This window comes from Rhizobium sp. NLR10b (assembly GCF_019685435.1).
In the GTDB taxonomy this organism is placed as follows: domain Bacteria; phylum Pseudomonadota; class Alphaproteobacteria; order Rhizobiales; family Rhizobiaceae; genus Rhizobium.
In genome coordinates this window covers 258,512-274,225 of the sequence record NZ_JABDWV010000008.1, presented here as the reverse complement: position 1 = coordinate 274,225, position 15,714 = coordinate 258,512, and the positions used below count along the sequence as shown (strand labels likewise).

Genomic DNA, 15,714 nt, shown 5'->3' with positions numbered 1-15,714 from the left:
CTTCCTGGAGCGTGAGGCAGAAGCGTCAGCGGACACCAGGGGGCCTTCCGTTGCAACTGCATCTCACGAAATCCCGACGGGAGGCAGACGTCGGGGCGGATTTCGTCACCGCGTTCTACCGGCTCCGGAGGACGACCAGACGGCAACCTCGCCGCATAAACCATCTGCAGAATCCTCAGGTGCGCCCCTCAAACGGTTCCGCAATCACGTGATTTTTACGATGACAGGTACAGACATGACTGAACGAATTTTCCTGGTGACTGGTGCAAGCAAGGGCATCGGTCGCGCACTTTCAAATCGCCTCGCCTCCGCAGGCCACCATGTGGTCGGCATTGCACGCGGAAAGGATCCTGACTTCCCTGGTACTTTGGTCTCGGTTGATCTCAACGATACAGAGGCGTCAGAGGAAGCATTCAGGGAATTAGCGCAACTCTACTCCTTCGATGGCGTGGTCAACAATGTCGGATTGGCACGCCTTCACGCGGTGGGTGAAATCGACCTTCTTGATTTGGAGGACATGCTTCGTATCAACTTGCATCCAACGATCCAGACCGTGCAGGCTCTTCTGCCGACAATGAAGGCAAAAGGCTGGGGCAGAATCGTAAACGTCAGCAGCATGGTGACGACCGGGACGCCACTTCGCAGCGGGTATGCAGCTGCGAAGGCTGCGGTAAACAGCCTTACGCGTACCTGGGCAATAGAGCTTGCAAGCAGCGGAATAACTGTTAACGCCGTCGCACCGGGCCCCGCCGAAACTGAAATGTTCCGCCGCAACACGCCCGTCGGGAGCGTTGCCGAAGGACGTTTCCTTTCGATGATTCCTATGCGCCGTCTCGGCAGACCAGAAGAAATTGCGGCAGCTATCGACTTCCTTCTTTCTGAAGACGCAGGCTTCATCACCGGACAGATTCTGTTCGTTGACGGCGGTGGCTCGGTCGGGAGGAGCGCGAGCTGACGCACTGCATCCCCTTCCTGTCTCGATATGTTTGGCGATTGGTGATTTTTCCATTCGTTGGCACACAGCCATTTCCAATCGATCCATTATGCGATATTCATGGCCCAGAACGTGAACACGCTAGCAACAAGCTAGGGAAAGATCTCAGACCAGCGATGTTGGAAATCCCTGGCTGAAGCGGATGTCGACTAGCCGCTATAGTACTAGTATCAGCCCCCACCGGGCCAGAAAATCGATCGTCCGGAGGAAGTTTCGATGCGTTGACCAGCCACTGAATTTTCATCCGGCGATTAGAGCTTCGGCGGTTTTGACCGACAACTCGGGCGGTGAGGCACTGCCAAGCAGCGTGACTGCACCGGATACCCACCACGACCGCGGGTTCAAATTCGCTTCGATGGTCGTGGCGTCAGCCCCTTGGCAATCCGGTCAGCAACAAGTCTCTCCTCATAGGCTTCTCGACCGAACTCCTCCGGCGCGACCCTATGGAATGGAAGGTTGATTATGTTCAGCCCGGCGGCCGCTCGTAGGATCACTTCTTCAGCATGACTGATCGGCCCGGGTGTCCTCGTGGCAGATATCCATTGGGATCTGTTTATGACGAAGGCAGCGAAATCTGCCAACTGGAGGCCGGCAACGTCGGCAGAGTTGCGGAAGCACGCCTTGGGACCCTCAATCACGTCTCCCCAATTCGGAAGGATTCGCTCGCCTCCCGCAGGCATCATGCCTTCATCGATGTAGAGTGGAAATGGCAGATTGAAGTCATGCGGGCTATCGCCTGCCATGGTGCGGATATGGCGAGAGACCTCCGAGCACAACATTAAAAGCCCCAGGTGCGAAATATCTTCGAGGTCCCAATCGCCCGTGCGACCCCTCACCGATGGGAAGGCCGAGCTTGGCCATCACAACTGCCATGAGTTTGATGACCTCGGCGCGTCTTTGAACCGAAACCCGCCTCCACGCGCCCTTGTTGCTGAAGATCTCCGTGAAGTGCAACTCGGCAACCCCGAATTCGTCGCGCACGCCATTCAGGAAAATATCCATTCCCGCCTGGACGCGCGCGGCGATCACAGATGGCACGATGACTGCCGTCCAGGATTTGCGGGCCGACGGCAGAAAGTCCGAACCCGACTCCGCGCCTGGGTTCCCGGAATCGTCGATATAAATCGCGCCTCGAATCATCCAATCTCCCTCCATTCAAGCCCATCGAAAAATGGCGAAGGCTCGGAGCCTCGGTCCAGAATAAGGATCGAAAAACCATAACGCCAGCACTGCGTTTTCTCAGCGAGGCCGCGGTTCCTTGGCCGCGCTCTATCGCGCCGACAACGAAGCACTTCGCTTATTCGGCAAGCAGTCGAGAGAGGTGCCGGTGCTGCAATACAGGCAATTGACTTTGCTGTTCTTCCAGAGATACTTTCTGAATAGATTTAACCTCTCCGAGAGGGGCCGAATTGTCGTTCGCAAAGTTTGATTTTTGGGCTCTTGTGGTCGCCATCTCGGGCTTGTCGTCGCTATTATCAGCGCAGTATTTGCCTATTACGCAAACATCTACAGCAAGGCTGCCAATTCGAATGCGCTAGCGACAGGGTTTGCAGTCGAATCGAATGCCAATCCAACCTCAAACGAGTGTCTGTCGTTCGCCAATCAACTCGGCCCGGATTCCTACGGGCGCTTATTCCAACAACACAACGCGGAGATGATATACGCGGAACCCGCGGCGACTGAGGCATTGATGAGATGTTTGGGTAGTGGCCCAAGAACTGCGCAAGCGCTTACGGTTGACGAAGCAACCAAGGTTAGATGGTCGATCTTCTCGAAATTGAACGCCTATGACGATGTTTTTGAAGGCCTGGCCGCCGGTACGGCTCTACCTGAGATACTTTGTGATGACGTCGCATCCTTTCACCAGGAAAACGCCAAAGCCTTTGTCGAAAAGGCAAGCAGCATGGCTAAACCGCCGCACCAAATACAGGGCTTCAACCAAAATTATTCCGTACTTGTCAGTGCCGCAAAGGGTGCTTTTTGCCCGAAATGAAGTCGGACAACTTCCTTGCCAGTGTACTCAAGTCTTTCTTGATCAGTACCAGAATTTTCTTCAGCATGGCCCTTTTCCTCGACCGTAGGACTTTAAATTAGATGATCCTCCCAGAGGCGCATGTCAAGGATGACTAATATACTATTTTAAGCACCTCGAAGAGCGCCGGGACGATCTCACTCGGTCTCAATGAAAATCCGCGACTTCAGCTTCAAGGAACGAAGTGAAGATCCGGTCATGAAGCTTGGCATTGGTGAAGACGTTTGGCACCGGCGGCGATAATGCGGATGTAGATTGGTCAGCCTTTCGGTAGCATCGCGACCTCGCAATCTCGACAAAAACCCGGGTTGTAAAGTTGAGAATACGCAGCTATAAATATAGCAGATTTCCTGCGCTTGGAAATTGATGACGTTTACGCCGCAATACTTTGAACGTTGCTACACCCGCTGCGAAAGGTTTTCGATATGAGCACGGATTATCGCGTCCAACTGACTGCATCCGACGGATCGCAAGCCAATCTCACAATCGTCGACAGTGCCATTCCTTTCCAGGATAGTTGGAAACCTGACGATCAGTCCCAATGGGGCAGCAGCGGAGGCGCTGTCTCCAGTTGGGGATCTGGAGGCGCATATTTAACAGGCCCAGTCGGGTTGCAGTCAATATTCCTTGATGGTTTCGGGCAGGACACCCAGGTAAATCAATCCGGCTCAGGCCAGAAGAACTACGACGACGGATCCTTTCCCATGGGAACCTTCACTTGGAGATGCCTGTCTAAGGACTGACGCCAGCTTGGCCGAAGCGGCCACTGAGGGCGTTACGCCTGCGCGAAAGCACTGGCACGTTTCAGCAGAGACCCAAGTTCGGGTTCATCGACCATACCTGCCGCGTCATGCGGTGAAAACCATCGTTGGGTCCTCTGACCGCCTTCGGGAAACTTCTGGCTGAGAACGGTCAGCAGGTGGACTTGAACGAGCGAGGGAACCAAATCGCCATTGCGCAGCCTCTTGATGTATGTGTAGAAGTCGATAGGTTTCTTCTTGACCTTGCCGACTACGCCGGCCTCTTCCCAAGCTTCTGGGCCGCGACGTGATGGGGCTTCCTCGTCGCCATCCCCCAACCTTTGGGATTGACCCAGCGATCGCCGTCGCGGCTGGTGATCAGCAAGATCTCGACACCGTTGGGGGATTGCGCACGCAAATCGCCGCGTACTGGCTGATGGCTTCTCCCCCAGGATTTGGGCGGTGACGGTGCTCAACGCGGCAAGCGTCGTTCGTGGCCGATCATCAACTGCATTGCGAAGCCTGCTCTCGGTGAGGAGACCGCTTTCGTCGAGGATCGGATGTGCGACGGAGACGATGTGGGGGTTGGTGCGCTTGAGGTCGCGCAATATGTCGAGATGCAGCGCGCTTTTCTGCAGGCTGTCGGCGCGGCCGTCGCGCAAGCGTTCCAGATGGCTTTCTGCCGACTGCTTTTCCATCCTTCGCACCTCGACCTTCACCTGCACTAGTTGTTTGGCGAGATTGAAGTCACGCGTGATGAAAATCATTTGGGCGACGCGCAGGTTGTTGAGGGTAGGGTCGAAGAGCTGCTTCAGTTCCTCGTACCACTCGTCAGAGAAGTTCAAGGCGAGCTAGGCCTTCTTGGCGCCCTGCGGAAGCAGTCCTTTTCAATACGTCGATATCCTCGAGGTTGATGACCTAGTCGATGATGACGATCGAGCGACGGCCGTTCTCTTCGCTGAGACCTTCGCAGCCGAGCTTGGAAAGGTAGATCTTCTCTCCTGCTGCAGGCTATCGACTTGGCTTTCGAGCGCGGGAACTTCCTTCAGCCTGGACGGATCGTTGCATTCGAAGGCTTCGGAGGCGCGCATCAGCATGCGTTCGATGATGTCGACGACGCCGAGGATCTCGCGGGTGGCGCTGGCAAGGGCGACAAACCGGCGTCAAGATTCCCGGCCGTCCAGATATATCGGCACCTTGTCGGTCCGGGCTTCCTCCGGAACGAGCCGCAGCATCAGCCGCGACAAAAGGCGTGAGAATGGCCAGGCGAGCGCCGCAAGAATGAGGTTGAAGCTGAGATGGGCGTCGACCGGCAGCTTAGCGGGCGCCAGCGGCAGCATCTCCAGAAGTTCGGCGCCATAGCCTGCAAGCGGCAGTGCGATTATGCAGCCGGCGGTCCGCACGATCAGGTTGCCAACGCAACGCGTTTTGCGGAGGCGCGCCCCGAAAGTGAGGCGATGACATGGCGGGATTGCGCTGCCGAGGTTGGCACCGAGAACGAGCACGATGACCAGGCCGGCCTACAGGACGCTGGTCGATGCGAGCGACAGTATCAGGACTACGGCGGCAAGGCTGGACGAGGAGATGAAGGCGATACTGGCGGAGAAGGCAAGCGCCACAGGCCAGACATTGTCGAGCAGGCCGATGAAGGCCGCCAATGCCGGCGACTGGCGCGTCGATCCGGTGGGCACTGCTTAAAAGATGAAGCGACAGTAGCATCAGGCCAGATGACGATCATGGAAGACACGTTTTCTGCCTCCGCACGGCCACCTCCCGCAGAGGAGTCCGCTCAAGGAAGGAACCTATCTGTTCTTCCCAGGAGAGCAGCCGTCCAGACAAGCGACACGCCCAGAGCGACGCATCAACAAGATTTCGATATCCAAGCCAAAATTGCAGAGAGTTGCAACTCAGCGCGCAGTTTTTGGGGGACACGTAATGGCGAGTGCAGTTTCTATATTGACCCGAATGCCGCGGCGCAGTTATCTGCACTTCTAACATCGGTTGCTCCAGTAAATGGGTGACACCCCACAGAGACGCCCATTATGCCCGTAATCCTCACCGCCTGCACGCAAAGAAAGCGGGTTACCCACAATCCGTTCCTGTGCGCCCGCGATTTACCCAAAGGCGCCCTAGAGGACGTCGCTGCGGCGTGGAACGCTCGGCGCAAGAAGGCTCGCTCCGTCGGACGTGCCCGGGAACTTTACAGCGGTCGATCGTTTGTCGAGGCGACGAAGGCGGCACAAGCAGCGCAAGCGGCCTTATACATCGTCTCAGCGGGGCTTGGGCTGGTGCATGGGAACGATGAGGTGCCGTCTTACAATCTGACCGTGTCAAAAGGCAGCCCAGATTGCGTTCTGGACAAAATCGTGGACAGTCGCTCGGAAGCCGACTGGTGGACGGCGCTCGGCGGCACCCAAACGCTTCAGGAAGTGTTTGACCGGCTAGACAGTCTCATCGTGCTTGCGCTGCCCTCCCCTTATCTTCGCATGATTGCTCCAGCGCTTTCATCCCTCACCGACGAAGCATGCGACAGGATCAGGATCGTTGGCGGTCGCGACGCGCCCGACCTGGATCTGCGACTGGAACTCGCGCGTCTTCCCTATGATGACCGTTTCGACGGCCCCCAAAGTCCACTGCCCGGCACCAAATCAGATTTTGCCTCTCGATCTGTTCGCCATTTCGTCGAGGAAATCCTGCTAAGGGCTCCCCATGCGACAGCCGAAACCCACCGTGAACTGGTGGAAGCCGCCTTGTCGACCTGGACACGCCCGGTTGCGAAAGCTGGTGCTCGTATGTCCGATGCGGAATTAAAGTCGGTCGTCCGGGATCAATGGACGCGCGCCGGCGGACGCTCAACAAAGCTTCTTCGAATTCTGCGGGACGAGTTAAACATTGCCTGCGAGCAAAAGCGGTTTTCACGATTGGCTGCCGAGATACGCGAAGAGAGGGCCCGATGACGGGCGTCCACGACACTCTCATGGTTCGGGCCGTCAGAACCCAACAGGGGGACGGGGTGGATGTCTACGCCTTCTTCCTGCATGGCTCCGATCTGACACGTATTGCTGACATCAGCCGGATCCATCGCGATGAAAAAGATCTGAAGGGCTTTCAACGGAAAGAGATTCGAAGCCACGTCAAAGCGATTGTGGAATTTTTGGACAGCGGCCCGGTCCTATTTCCGAACGCGATCACGCTCGCCCTCTCCTCCGATGTATCGTTCGACGTCTCGCGTGGTCCAAAGCCCAAAGGGCTGACGGAGGTTGGCCAATCTGGAACACTGAATATTCCCCTGAGAAAAGACGGCGAGCGGGCTGCCTGGATCGTCGATGGCCAGCAACGTTCCCTTGCACTGGCGAAAGCGAAAGATAGTCGATTTCCAGTTCCAGTCGTTGGCTTCGTGTCTCAGGACGTGCAGGTCCATCGCGAGCAATTTATTCTGGTCAACAAGGTCAAAGCCTTGGATGTCCGGCTGATCAACGAACTCCTTCCAGAAGTCGGCTCTCTGCTGCCGAAGGATCTGGCGGCTAATCGCCTCCCGAGCGAGCTTTGCAACCTTCTCAACAGACAACAAAAATCGCCCTTCTATCGCCTCATCCGACGTGCTTCTGACGCCGGCAACGAGCAGAGCGTCGTTAACGACACGGCCTTGATCGCCGCAATCAAGCAGAACCTTAAGGGTCCGTATGGCGCGCTGAGCCAATATAAGCTTGCCGCGGACGCCTCTAACCCTGATGCAATGTATGAGAGCCTAGTCCTCTATTGGTCGGCCGTCCGAGATGTTTTTCCGGACGCCTGGGGCAAGCAGCCGACCGAAAGCCGACTGATGCACTCCGCCGGCATCAAGGCGATGGGCGCGTTGATGGATCAGGTCATGTTGCGCGCCGACAGCTCGGCGACACCGGAAACCGAAGTCAGGGAGGCGCTGCAGCGGATCGCGCCCCTTTGCGCCTGGACAGAAGGGACGTGGGAAGGTCTCGGCCTGCAGTGGAACGAGATCCAGGGGACACCGCAGCACAACCGCTTGCTTGCCGATCACCTCATGCAACTCGACCGCAGACTATCGAGGCCGACACGATGAAGTTCATTTTTGCCGACAGTCTCGATCATGTCGATCCAGGTTACGACTTCATCAGAGATCGATACTCTGAAGGCCGCACGCCCTACTGGGATGATGCCTACCCCCATGAAATCATGGGCTATGCGCCGTATAAAGGGATGCTCGTCTCGCGCGGCATCGTTGGCGGTGCGGTTGTCGGAGGAAAATACACTGAAGCTCAAGCGATGCGCTTCCGCCGCGTGGGGGCACGGGAATTCCTGCGCCTGGACAAACCGCAATTCGCCAGTCTTCCAATCTTCGGGGACTGCGGCGCCTTCACCTACCACAAGGAAGACAAGCCGCCTTATACGCCTGAGGACACTGCTGAATTTTATGACGACGCGCGCTTCACCCACGGCTGCTCGGTCGACCATATTATCTTCGACTTTGACGAAAGCCTCAAAGGCTTCGAGGGCGGAACTGAGGAAGCGCGACGCCGCTTTGAAATCACGCTCGAAAATGCGTCCGCATTTCGCACGGCGACCCAGCATATGTCGAACCGCTTCACGCCGATGGGCGTCATTCAAGGATGGTCGCCGGGGAGCATGGCCGAGGGCGCCCGCCGGTTGGTTGCCATGGGTTACGACTACCTGGCGCTTGGTGGTACCGTTCCCCTAAAGGCATCGCAGATCAAGGCATGCCTAGTGGCAATCCGCGACGTCATTCCGGAACATACGCGGCTTCACATCCTTGGTTTCGCGAAGGCCGACGAGATCGATACCTTCGGCTCGTTCAACATTACGAGTTTTGACACGACCTCGCCACTGATCCGCGCGTTCAAGGACGCCAAAGCCAATTATTACCTGCCGACAAAAACGGGCAAGCTCGACTACTATACCGCGATCCGGGTGCCGCAGGCGCTTGAGAATCCGAAACTCATGCGTCTCGCCAAGCGCGGCGTGCTCAATCAGGAGCAACTCGTCTCGATGGAAAAGAGCGCTCTTGGCGCACTTCGATCATATGATCGGGGCGAGGCGGAACTCGAGGCGACGCTCGATACGGTCCTCGCCTACGCGACCCCAGCGGTCATCGGCGCGACGATCGACGAATTGCCGGGGGCGAAGGCGGTCAAGGACCTGCGCGAGAAGTATAAGCGCACCTTGACTGACAAGCCTTGGAAACGGTGCTCGTGTCCGATCTGTTCTGCGCTGTCGATCGAGGTTGTCATCTTCCGTGCCAGCAACCGAAACAAAAGACGTGGCATACACAATCTGGGTGTCTACGACACCCTAGTCGACCAACTCCCGAGTAACAGTGGGCGAAATGACGATACTGAAATTTCCAGCAATCAGAGCCAGACAGAGCGAAGCGCACACAGTTCTTTCGTTTGCAGCGCTAGCGTCTGACCTGCATAAATTTGCCGTCATCGAACGGGTGGCGCGCGATGCCGAAGGCGGCTTGAGCGGTTTTCAGCGTCCGCAGATTGCGGGCCATATCAGAGAAATACGGGACTATCTGGAAAAGCCGGAGGCGATCCTTCCAAACCCGATCGTCGTCGCTTTCACAACCAATGTCGAAATTAGCGGCCAGGGTGCAGACGGGCGCTGCATGGTCGAGATCGACATCGCATCCGGGGCTCCGGGCATGGTCGTCGATGGTCAGCAACGTTTGACGGCGCTCGGCCAGGTCCATGAGAAGGATTTTCAGGTGTTCGTTTCGGCGATTCTTTGCCGCGACGACGAGGAACTGCGTCGGCAGTTTGTGCTGATTAACAATACGCGGCCTCTTCCGAAGTCGCTGATCTATGAACTGCTTCCGACGGTGACCGGCCTGCCGCGCCGTCTGGGCGACCGTTCGGTTGCCGCAGATATCGCAGCGCGCTTAAATTACGACGAGGCCTCATCGCTGAAGGGACAGATCTATCAGCACACCAACCCGGGCGGGCTGATCAGAGACACGGCGATCCAGCGTGTGATCATCAACTCTTTGAGCGACGGCGTTATGCGCGAACTGATCCGCGAACCTGACGGTGCGGATCTATGCTTCAAGCTGATCAGCGACTTCTACAAGGCCGTTCAATACGTCTTTAAGGACGAATGGAAGAACCACACGCCGAAGACATCGAGGCTCGTTCATGGTGCCGGCATCATGGCACTCGGCTACGTGATGGAAATCCTCGTTCTTCTCGATGGCGCGCGAACCTTCGACGACTTTGCAAAAGGGCTCGCCTGCCTGGTCGACAACACAGCTTGGACTTCGGGCGAATGGAACTTCGCAGAGAACGACAAGCGCCACTGGAAGTCCGTGCAGAACGTCAACCGAGACATCGTCACGCTGGCGCAATATCTCGTCGGCCTTGTCCGGGCGGACGTAAGGCGGCGGCGCAGCCACGGGCAAAACGGATCTGCAGACCAAGTTCAGAAGGTCGCGGGGATGTCATGATCTACGCAGTCAAGGAACTGTTCAAGACGCTACAAGGCGAAGGCGCCCAAGCCGGGCGCACTGCGGTATTTTGCCGGTTCGCCGGCTGCAATCTGTGGTCCGGTCGCGAAGAGGATCGGCATAAAGCGGTTTGCCAGTTCTGCGACACTGACTTTATCGGCACGGATGGCGAGGGCGGCGGCAAGTTCCGCGACGCGGCGGAACTGGCATCGGCAATCGCCCGGACATGGGGGAGCGTGACGAACCGGCGCTATGTCGTCTTCACCGGCGGCGAGCCTCTTCTTCAACTCGATGACGTCCTAATTGCCGCGGTTCACGAACACGGGTTTGAGATCGCGATCGAGACGAATGGAACAATCGAATCCCCAAGGGGCGTCGATTGGATCTGCGTCAGTCCGAAGGCCGGCGCGCCGCTCAATCTCAGATCCGGAAACGAATTGAAGCTCGTCTACCCCCAGGCGGAGTTGCTTCCCGACGATCTGCCCGAGGTCACCTTCGAGCATTACTTCCTACAGCCCATGGACGGGCCAGACCGGGTCGAAAACATCGCAGCGGTGACGGCGTTTTGCCTTGAAAACCCCCGCTGGCGGCTCAGCCTACAGACACACAAAATGATCGGGATCCCATGAAAATCACCCAAGCATTCACATTCGAGGCCGCCCACCGACTGCCGCACGTGCCCTCGACGCACAAGTGCCATCGCATGCATGGGCATTCCTACCGGGTCGAACTGCAACTGAAAGGGGCCGTCGATCCACAGACCGGTTTCGTGATCGACTTCTTTGATGTGGAGAAAGTCTTCGGGCCAGTTCTCGAGCAACTCGATCATCATACACTCAACGATATCGACGGCCTCGAAAACCCGACGGCCGAGAATATCGCGGTCTGGATCTGGCAAAAGGTCAAGCCGCTGCTCGATGAGTTGAATTCGGTGAAAGTGTTCGAAACACCGTCCTGCTGGGCGGAGTATGAAGGCGATTAAACAGGGAGCGTGCGATGTCGACGACTGCACTGGTGCTTTTCTCGGGCGGCCAAGACTCAACGACGTGCCTTGCCTGGGCTCTCGATCGCTTTGAGCGCGTAGAGACTGTCGGCTTCGACTATGGTCAGCGCCATCGGATCGAACTGGAATGCCGAGACACGCTGCGCGCTAAAATCAGCGCGCTCAATCCAGTCTGGGCGGACCGCCTTGGGGATGATCACACGATCTCGCTCGCCGCACTCGGTGAGATCTCGGACACTGCGCTGACGAGTGGCATGCAGATCGAGATTGCCGAATCTGGACTTCCGAACACGTTCGTGCCGGGCCGTAATTTGATCTTCCTGACCTTTGCCGCGGCTTTGGCATATCGGCGCGATCTGAAGCATATCGTCGGCGGCATGTGTGAGACCGATTATTCCGGCTATCCCGATTGCCGCGACGATACGATCAAGGCCTTGCAGGTGACACTTAATATCGGAATGGAAAAGCGGTTCGTGCTCGACACACCCCTGATGTGGATCGACAAAACGCAGACCTGGCAGTTGGCCAAGGATCTCGGCGGCCGGCCGCTGGTGGATGTGATCGTTGAGGACAGCCACACCTGCTATCTTGGCGAGCGTGGCGAGTTTCATGATTGGGGTTACGGCTGCGGCTTATGCCCGGCCTGCGACCTGCGGGCGAAAGGCTATGAAAAGTTCATCGCGGAAGAAGTGTGAAATGGAGAGCGGGATGAATACGCGGAACCGACAATGGATAGAGGGTGGGATTTTTCTGGCTGGCTTCGCCGCCTGTATCCCGCTCGCCAATTATATGATCGGCCATATTGGCACGATCTGCGTGCCGGACGGTCCCTGCCTGATCCCCGTCGGCCTTGGTCTGACGGCACCAAGCGGTGTCTTGCTTGTCGGTCTCGCGCTCGTTCTGCGTGACCTGGTGCAGCGTCGCCTCGGCCTTTTGTGGTCGCTTGGGGCGATCGTTGTTGGCGCTTTCCTGTCGACGACCTTCACGGCGCCGTCTTTGGCGCTGGCCTCTGCAAGCGCCTTCCTTACCTCCGAGTTTGCTGACCTACTGGTGTTCACGCCTCTCCAGAAAAAGGGCCTGGTCAAAGCGGCCTTTGCAAGCAGCATTGTCGGCCTCGTCGTCGACAGCGTGATGTTTCTTTGGCTGGCATTCGGTTCGCTTGATTTTCTGGCTGGACAGGTTCTAGGGAAATTGATCATGGTTGTATTGGCGCTTCCAATACTATTCTGGATCCGCAACCGAGACCGGCGATTGGGGCTGATGGCAGCATGACGACAGAGGCCGAGGATAAATTGGGATGCATCCAGGCCGTTTTTGAGGCCATTTGGGGTAAGTCTATCTCCTTCTTTCCTCGAGCCGACGACAATCGCGCCCCCGGCAAGCTCCGGACGCTTACCGACAAGGAAGCGATCGAAGCAATCGGTGCCGAGGTCAATCAGTTGGCGCCTGACAAAGTCTCCCTTGAGGCTGCGTTGAAGGTCGCTCGCGAGTCTCTCGACGAAGTCACTGCCCAGACCGACTATCAGGACGGAAAAGCGACGCGTCTGCTCACCATCTTGACCTTCATGTCCGCGTTCTCCGGACTTGCCTTCAATCGGCTCGCGGATGGCTATCCGCTCTCGATCATCTCGTGGGCGGATAAATGGTCAGCAATCAACAGCGTCCTGGTTCTCGCCAGTTATCTGCTCTTCGCAGCGTTTGCCTTGCTCGCCACGTCCGGAGCCCTGGTGACGTTTCATGCGATCAGGGCTCGCTTCCGCTATCCAAGAGCAGCAGCGAAGGACAAGCCTCCGGTCTCGATGCTCTTTTGGATGGGGATCTCGCGCACTCAACCAAACCGGTGGGCAAAAGCCTTCGTTGATCCCGCCGATCCGAAAAAAGTCGCACCGGAACTGCGCACGGAATACCTTAGAAACTATATCGTCGAAACCTATCTGATCGCCGCCAAGGTCGCTGATAAAGTGAGGTTTCTAGAGCCGGCGCAGCGAATCCAGTCCTGGGCGATCAAGACCCTATTCTTTTGGATTATCGTAACGGCTTTCGTATTTGCCTTTGTGCAGCCGGTAAAAAAGGAGTCTAATCCGGTGATTCGAATAGAAACGCCGATCTCCTCGGTGTGCATCACTGGTGGAAACAATGTCTCCACGGCAGCAAACGGCCAGCCTTGCAACACCTCGCCCTGACACGGGTCGCGCGAGACCGCTGGTCTTGATTGATGCGGACAATACCCTCTGGGACACGGATGGCGTTTTTGCCGAAGCTCAATTGGGTCTTCTGGACGCTGTCGAGCATGCCGCCAATCTAACTGGTCCTAAGGCCGACCGCCTAGAGTTCGTCCGGACATTCGATCAGGAATTGGCCCAAAGGCATCATCTTGGACTTCGCTACCCTCCCCGCCTGCTGATCGATGCGTTGACGCTCGGGCTACGGGGCGTCGATTTTCAAGAGGCTGTGCGCCGTGCCTGGAGCAATGGTCCGGATTCGGGTCTCGACCGTGCTGTGGTGGCCAAGGTGGAGAGCGACTTCTTCGTCAACATCGCAAAACAGCCAAAGCTCCTCGCGGGCGTGGTAAAGGGTTTGCGCGACCTCAACTCGATTGGCGCGACGGCGGTGGTTTTCACCGAAGGAAGCCGCAAGCGGGTAATCCGCACGATCGAGTCGCACCAACTCGGCGAGTTCATTGATCGGGTATTCGAAGCGCCAAAAACGGTCCGGATGTTCGAGCGGGTAAAGAAACTGGCGAGGAAGGGTCAATCGATCTATGTGATTGGCGACCAACTTACACGCGACATCCGACCGGCGAATGAAGCCGGCGTCCGGACGATCTACATACCTGGGGGCTTTCAGCCGAAATGGGAGCTCGAAGCCGGGAGCCTGCCCACATTCCAAGCTCGCTCGTTCGATGCGGCGATTTTCTTCCTGCTTCATTCAGAGGATGATCCCCGCCCGGCGACCAGACAGGTCGAAGATCGAGATTATTCGCTGATCCAGAACAGGACATAATCCTCGCCGACCGGCACCAGACGGAATTGGATCGCCTGCGCGAAAGCTGAATCGTCAAACGCAATTGCGTGATATTTCTGCTTTGGCCTTTTTCCGGCGGGAGCCGGCAGGGGCCGATGTCACCGCAAAGCGGGGAACCTACTTTGAAGGCAACTCATGGGCGCCCCTTCTCTTGTCCAGATCAGCCTCTCCAGCTTACTTTGGCTCGTGTGGTGCCGCACCGACAAGGCGGCCGACCTCCCCGGAACCGGCAACGAGTCCACCCTTCCGCAAGACGTAACCGGCGGTGGCTTTGATGCTGGGGCCGGTATTGTTGACCCGGTCGCCAACCATTGCGATACCGTGCCAATGACCGCCCTTCTTCCAATCGACAGAACGCAGGCAGTGGGCCAGATCCTCCGACCAGTCGTCCCGTTCATCTTTGATCAATGCGGCAGCGGCGGTCGCGATAGCCTGCCAGCCAAGTCCAAATGCGAAGACATACCCGGTCGTGTTCTTAGCCTCATCCCCCTCACGCAACTCGCGTGCGGTAACCTTGCCGTTCATCAGATCGTCCCATTCCGGGACGTTATCAATAACGACCTCCCAGACATCCTGGAGCTTTGCCGCCACGGTGCCAACCCGATCCTCGTTGGGATCGCGTTGGCGAAGAGTGGTAATCTCCTTAGCGTCCTTGTATTTTGGCCCGTAGATGGCCTCGAGCAGAATATGATGGGCCTGCACCAGCGTGCCCATTGTAATGACGTCGGGCGACTTCCTTGCCAACGAATTGGATATTTCGTTGACGCGTTTTTCGAAGAGCGGGACGTCTCTCATAATCCGTTTGGTAATGATGACGATCGGATCGCGGCTTTCGAACGCGTAACCCATCGACTGAGACACCGGTTTGGCATTCAGGTTGAGATCACTGAAATGCTGACGCAACTTGTCCTTATCGACATAAGGCAAGAGCACGACAGGCACCTCTTGTGACGTCATGCGCGCCCTATCCTGCTTTAAAGCCTCGATGATTGCCGCCGTGCGATGCTGACCGTCGGCCGGAAACATATCGATGCTCTCGTCGATTTCGAGCATCCCGATCTTGCTATCGGGTACCATCGGGATGAACTTAAAATCCGGGCCTTCCTTGAGCGGTTTGCCGCTGGCGGGCACCAGAATGAGAGCCAACGACGAGAAGAATGCGTCATCGCTTCTGAGAAGATAGGGAACGATCTCGTTGTTGACGCGTGTCTTGTTGAGCTTTCGCTGGGCCTCTTGCTCGCCCTTGCCGCCAAAGACATCGTCCCAGTCGGTATTTTCCGGTAGTTTAACGTATTTTGAGATTGCGGAGAACGACAGGCTTCCAAGCCAGTATTCTGTCGAGAGCGTCTTCCCTTTGACGACGGGAATTTGAATCGCCATAAAATGTGTTCCTTCCGACAGATACGTCTTTGCGGGCCGAGAAGAATTTGGCAGTCCTCGCCC

At 57.0% G+C, this 15,714-nt stretch carries 14 protein-coding genes and 1 pseudogene; 12 read left to right on the top strand and 3 right to left on the bottom strand.

Annotation, left to right across the window (positions count from 1 at the left end):
• Positions 1 to 235: 235 nt before the first annotated feature.
• A complete protein-coding gene (locus HJB91_RS15855; protein WP_221155331.1) occupies positions 236 to 955 on the top strand; it encodes an SDR family oxidoreductase in 720 nt (239 codons plus the stop codon).
• A gap of 768 nt (positions 956 to 1,723) precedes the next feature.
• Here the strand turns inward: HJB91_RS15855 and HJB91_RS30755 are convergent.
• Complete coding sequence (locus HJB91_RS30755) at positions 1,724 to 2,134, bottom strand: hypothetical protein (protein WP_259669899.1); 411 nt, start codon at positions 2,132 to 2,134, stop codon at positions 1,724 to 1,726.
• Positions 2,135 to 2,771: 637 nt separating this feature from the next.
• On the opposite strand from HJB91_RS30755, the gene HJB91_RS15845 reads away from it, so the two are divergent.
• The gene (locus HJB91_RS15845) at positions 2,772 to 2,987 is read left to right on the top strand and encodes a hypothetical protein (RefSeq protein WP_221155329.1); all 216 of its coding nucleotides are present in this window, start codon (positions 2,772 to 2,774) and stop codon (positions 2,985 to 2,987) included.
• A gap of 1,288 nt (positions 2,988 to 4,275) precedes the next feature.
• On the opposite strand, the pseudogene HJB91_RS30750 reads toward HJB91_RS15845, so the two are convergent.
• Positions 4,276 to 5,491, bottom strand: a pseudogene (locus tag HJB91_RS30750) (Na/Pi cotransporter family protein); the annotation flags it as partial.
• 317 nt (positions 5,492 to 5,808) lie between these two features.
• Here HJB91_RS30750 and HJB91_RS15825 point away from each other — a divergent pair.
• Genes HJB91_RS15825 through HJB91_RS15780 form a run of 10 tightly spaced genes read left to right on the top strand, consistent with a single transcriptional unit; the run spans position 5,809 to position 14,250 of the window.
• Positions 5,809 to 6,723 (top strand): DUF6884 domain-containing protein, encoded by a 915-nt coding sequence (locus tag HJB91_RS15825; protein WP_221155327.1) that lies wholly within the window; start codon positions 5,809 to 5,811, stop codon positions 6,721 to 6,723.
• Entirely contained in the window at positions 6,720 to 7,844 is a 1,125-nt protein-coding gene (gene dbpB / locus HJB91_RS15820; RefSeq protein ID WP_221155326.1) for a DGQHR domain-containing protein DpdB, read from the top strand. Before HJB91_RS15825 ends, dbpB (HJB91_RS15820) begins: the two co-directional genes overlap by 4 nt.
• Positions 7,841 to 9,208: a tRNA-guanine transglycosylase DpdA gene (gene dpdA / locus HJB91_RS15815; RefSeq protein ID WP_221155325.1), complete on the top strand. Its 1,368-nt coding sequence runs from the start codon at positions 7,841 to 7,843 to the stop codon at positions 9,206 to 9,208. The genes dbpB (HJB91_RS15820) and dpdA overlap by 4 nt, the downstream gene beginning before the upstream one ends.
• Positions 9,126 to 10,244, top strand: coding sequence for a DGQHR domain-containing protein DpdB (gene dbpB, locus HJB91_RS15810; RefSeq protein WP_221155324.1), 1,119 nt, complete (start codon positions 9,126 to 9,128; stop codon positions 10,242 to 10,244). The genes dpdA and dbpB (HJB91_RS15810) overlap by 83 nt, the downstream gene beginning before the upstream one ends.
• Positions 10,241 to 10,873, top strand: a complete 633-nt coding sequence (queE, locus tag HJB91_RS15805) for a 7-carboxy-7-deazaguanine synthase (protein ID WP_221155322.1) — start codon at positions 10,241 to 10,243, stop codon at positions 10,871 to 10,873. Before dbpB (HJB91_RS15810) ends, queE begins: the two co-directional genes overlap by 4 nt.
• Positions 10,870 to 11,226, top strand: a complete 357-nt coding sequence (gene queD / locus HJB91_RS15800; RefSeq protein ID WP_221155320.1) for a 6-carboxytetrahydropterin synthase QueD — start codon at positions 10,870 to 10,872, stop codon at positions 11,224 to 11,226. The genes queE and queD overlap by 4 nt, the downstream gene beginning before the upstream one ends.
• A 14-nt stretch (positions 11,227 to 11,240) precedes the next feature.
• Positions 11,241 to 11,942 carry a 7-cyano-7-deazaguanine synthase QueC gene (queC, locus tag HJB91_RS15795; protein ID WP_221155318.1) on the top strand — a complete coding sequence of 234 codons (702 nt, stop codon included), beginning with the start codon at positions 11,241 to 11,243 and terminating at the stop codon, positions 11,940 to 11,942.
• Positions 11,914 to 12,519, top strand: coding sequence for a VUT family protein (locus HJB91_RS15790; protein WP_311044442.1), 606 nt, complete (start codon positions 11,914 to 11,916; stop codon positions 12,517 to 12,519). The genes queC and HJB91_RS15790 overlap by 29 nt, the downstream gene beginning before the upstream one ends.
• Positions 12,516 to 13,430 (top strand): hypothetical protein, encoded by a 915-nt coding sequence (locus HJB91_RS15785; RefSeq protein WP_221155316.1) that lies wholly within the window; start codon positions 12,516 to 12,518, stop codon positions 13,428 to 13,430. The genes HJB91_RS15790 and HJB91_RS15785 overlap by 4 nt, the downstream gene beginning before the upstream one ends.
• A 25-nt stretch (positions 13,431 to 13,455) precedes the next feature.
• On the top strand, positions 13,456 to 14,250 hold the full coding sequence (locus HJB91_RS15780) for an HAD family hydrolase (RefSeq protein WP_221155313.1): 795 nt from the start codon (positions 13,456 to 13,458) through the stop codon (positions 14,248 to 14,250).
• A 195-nt stretch (positions 14,251 to 14,445) separates the two neighbouring features.
• On the opposite strand, the gene HJB91_RS15775 is transcribed toward HJB91_RS15780, so the two are convergent.
• Entirely contained in the window at positions 14,446 to 15,651 is a 1,206-nt protein-coding gene (locus HJB91_RS15775) for a DNA sulfur modification protein DndB (protein WP_221155311.1), read from the bottom strand.
• Between the last annotated feature and the right edge of the window lie 63 nt (positions 15,652 to 15,714).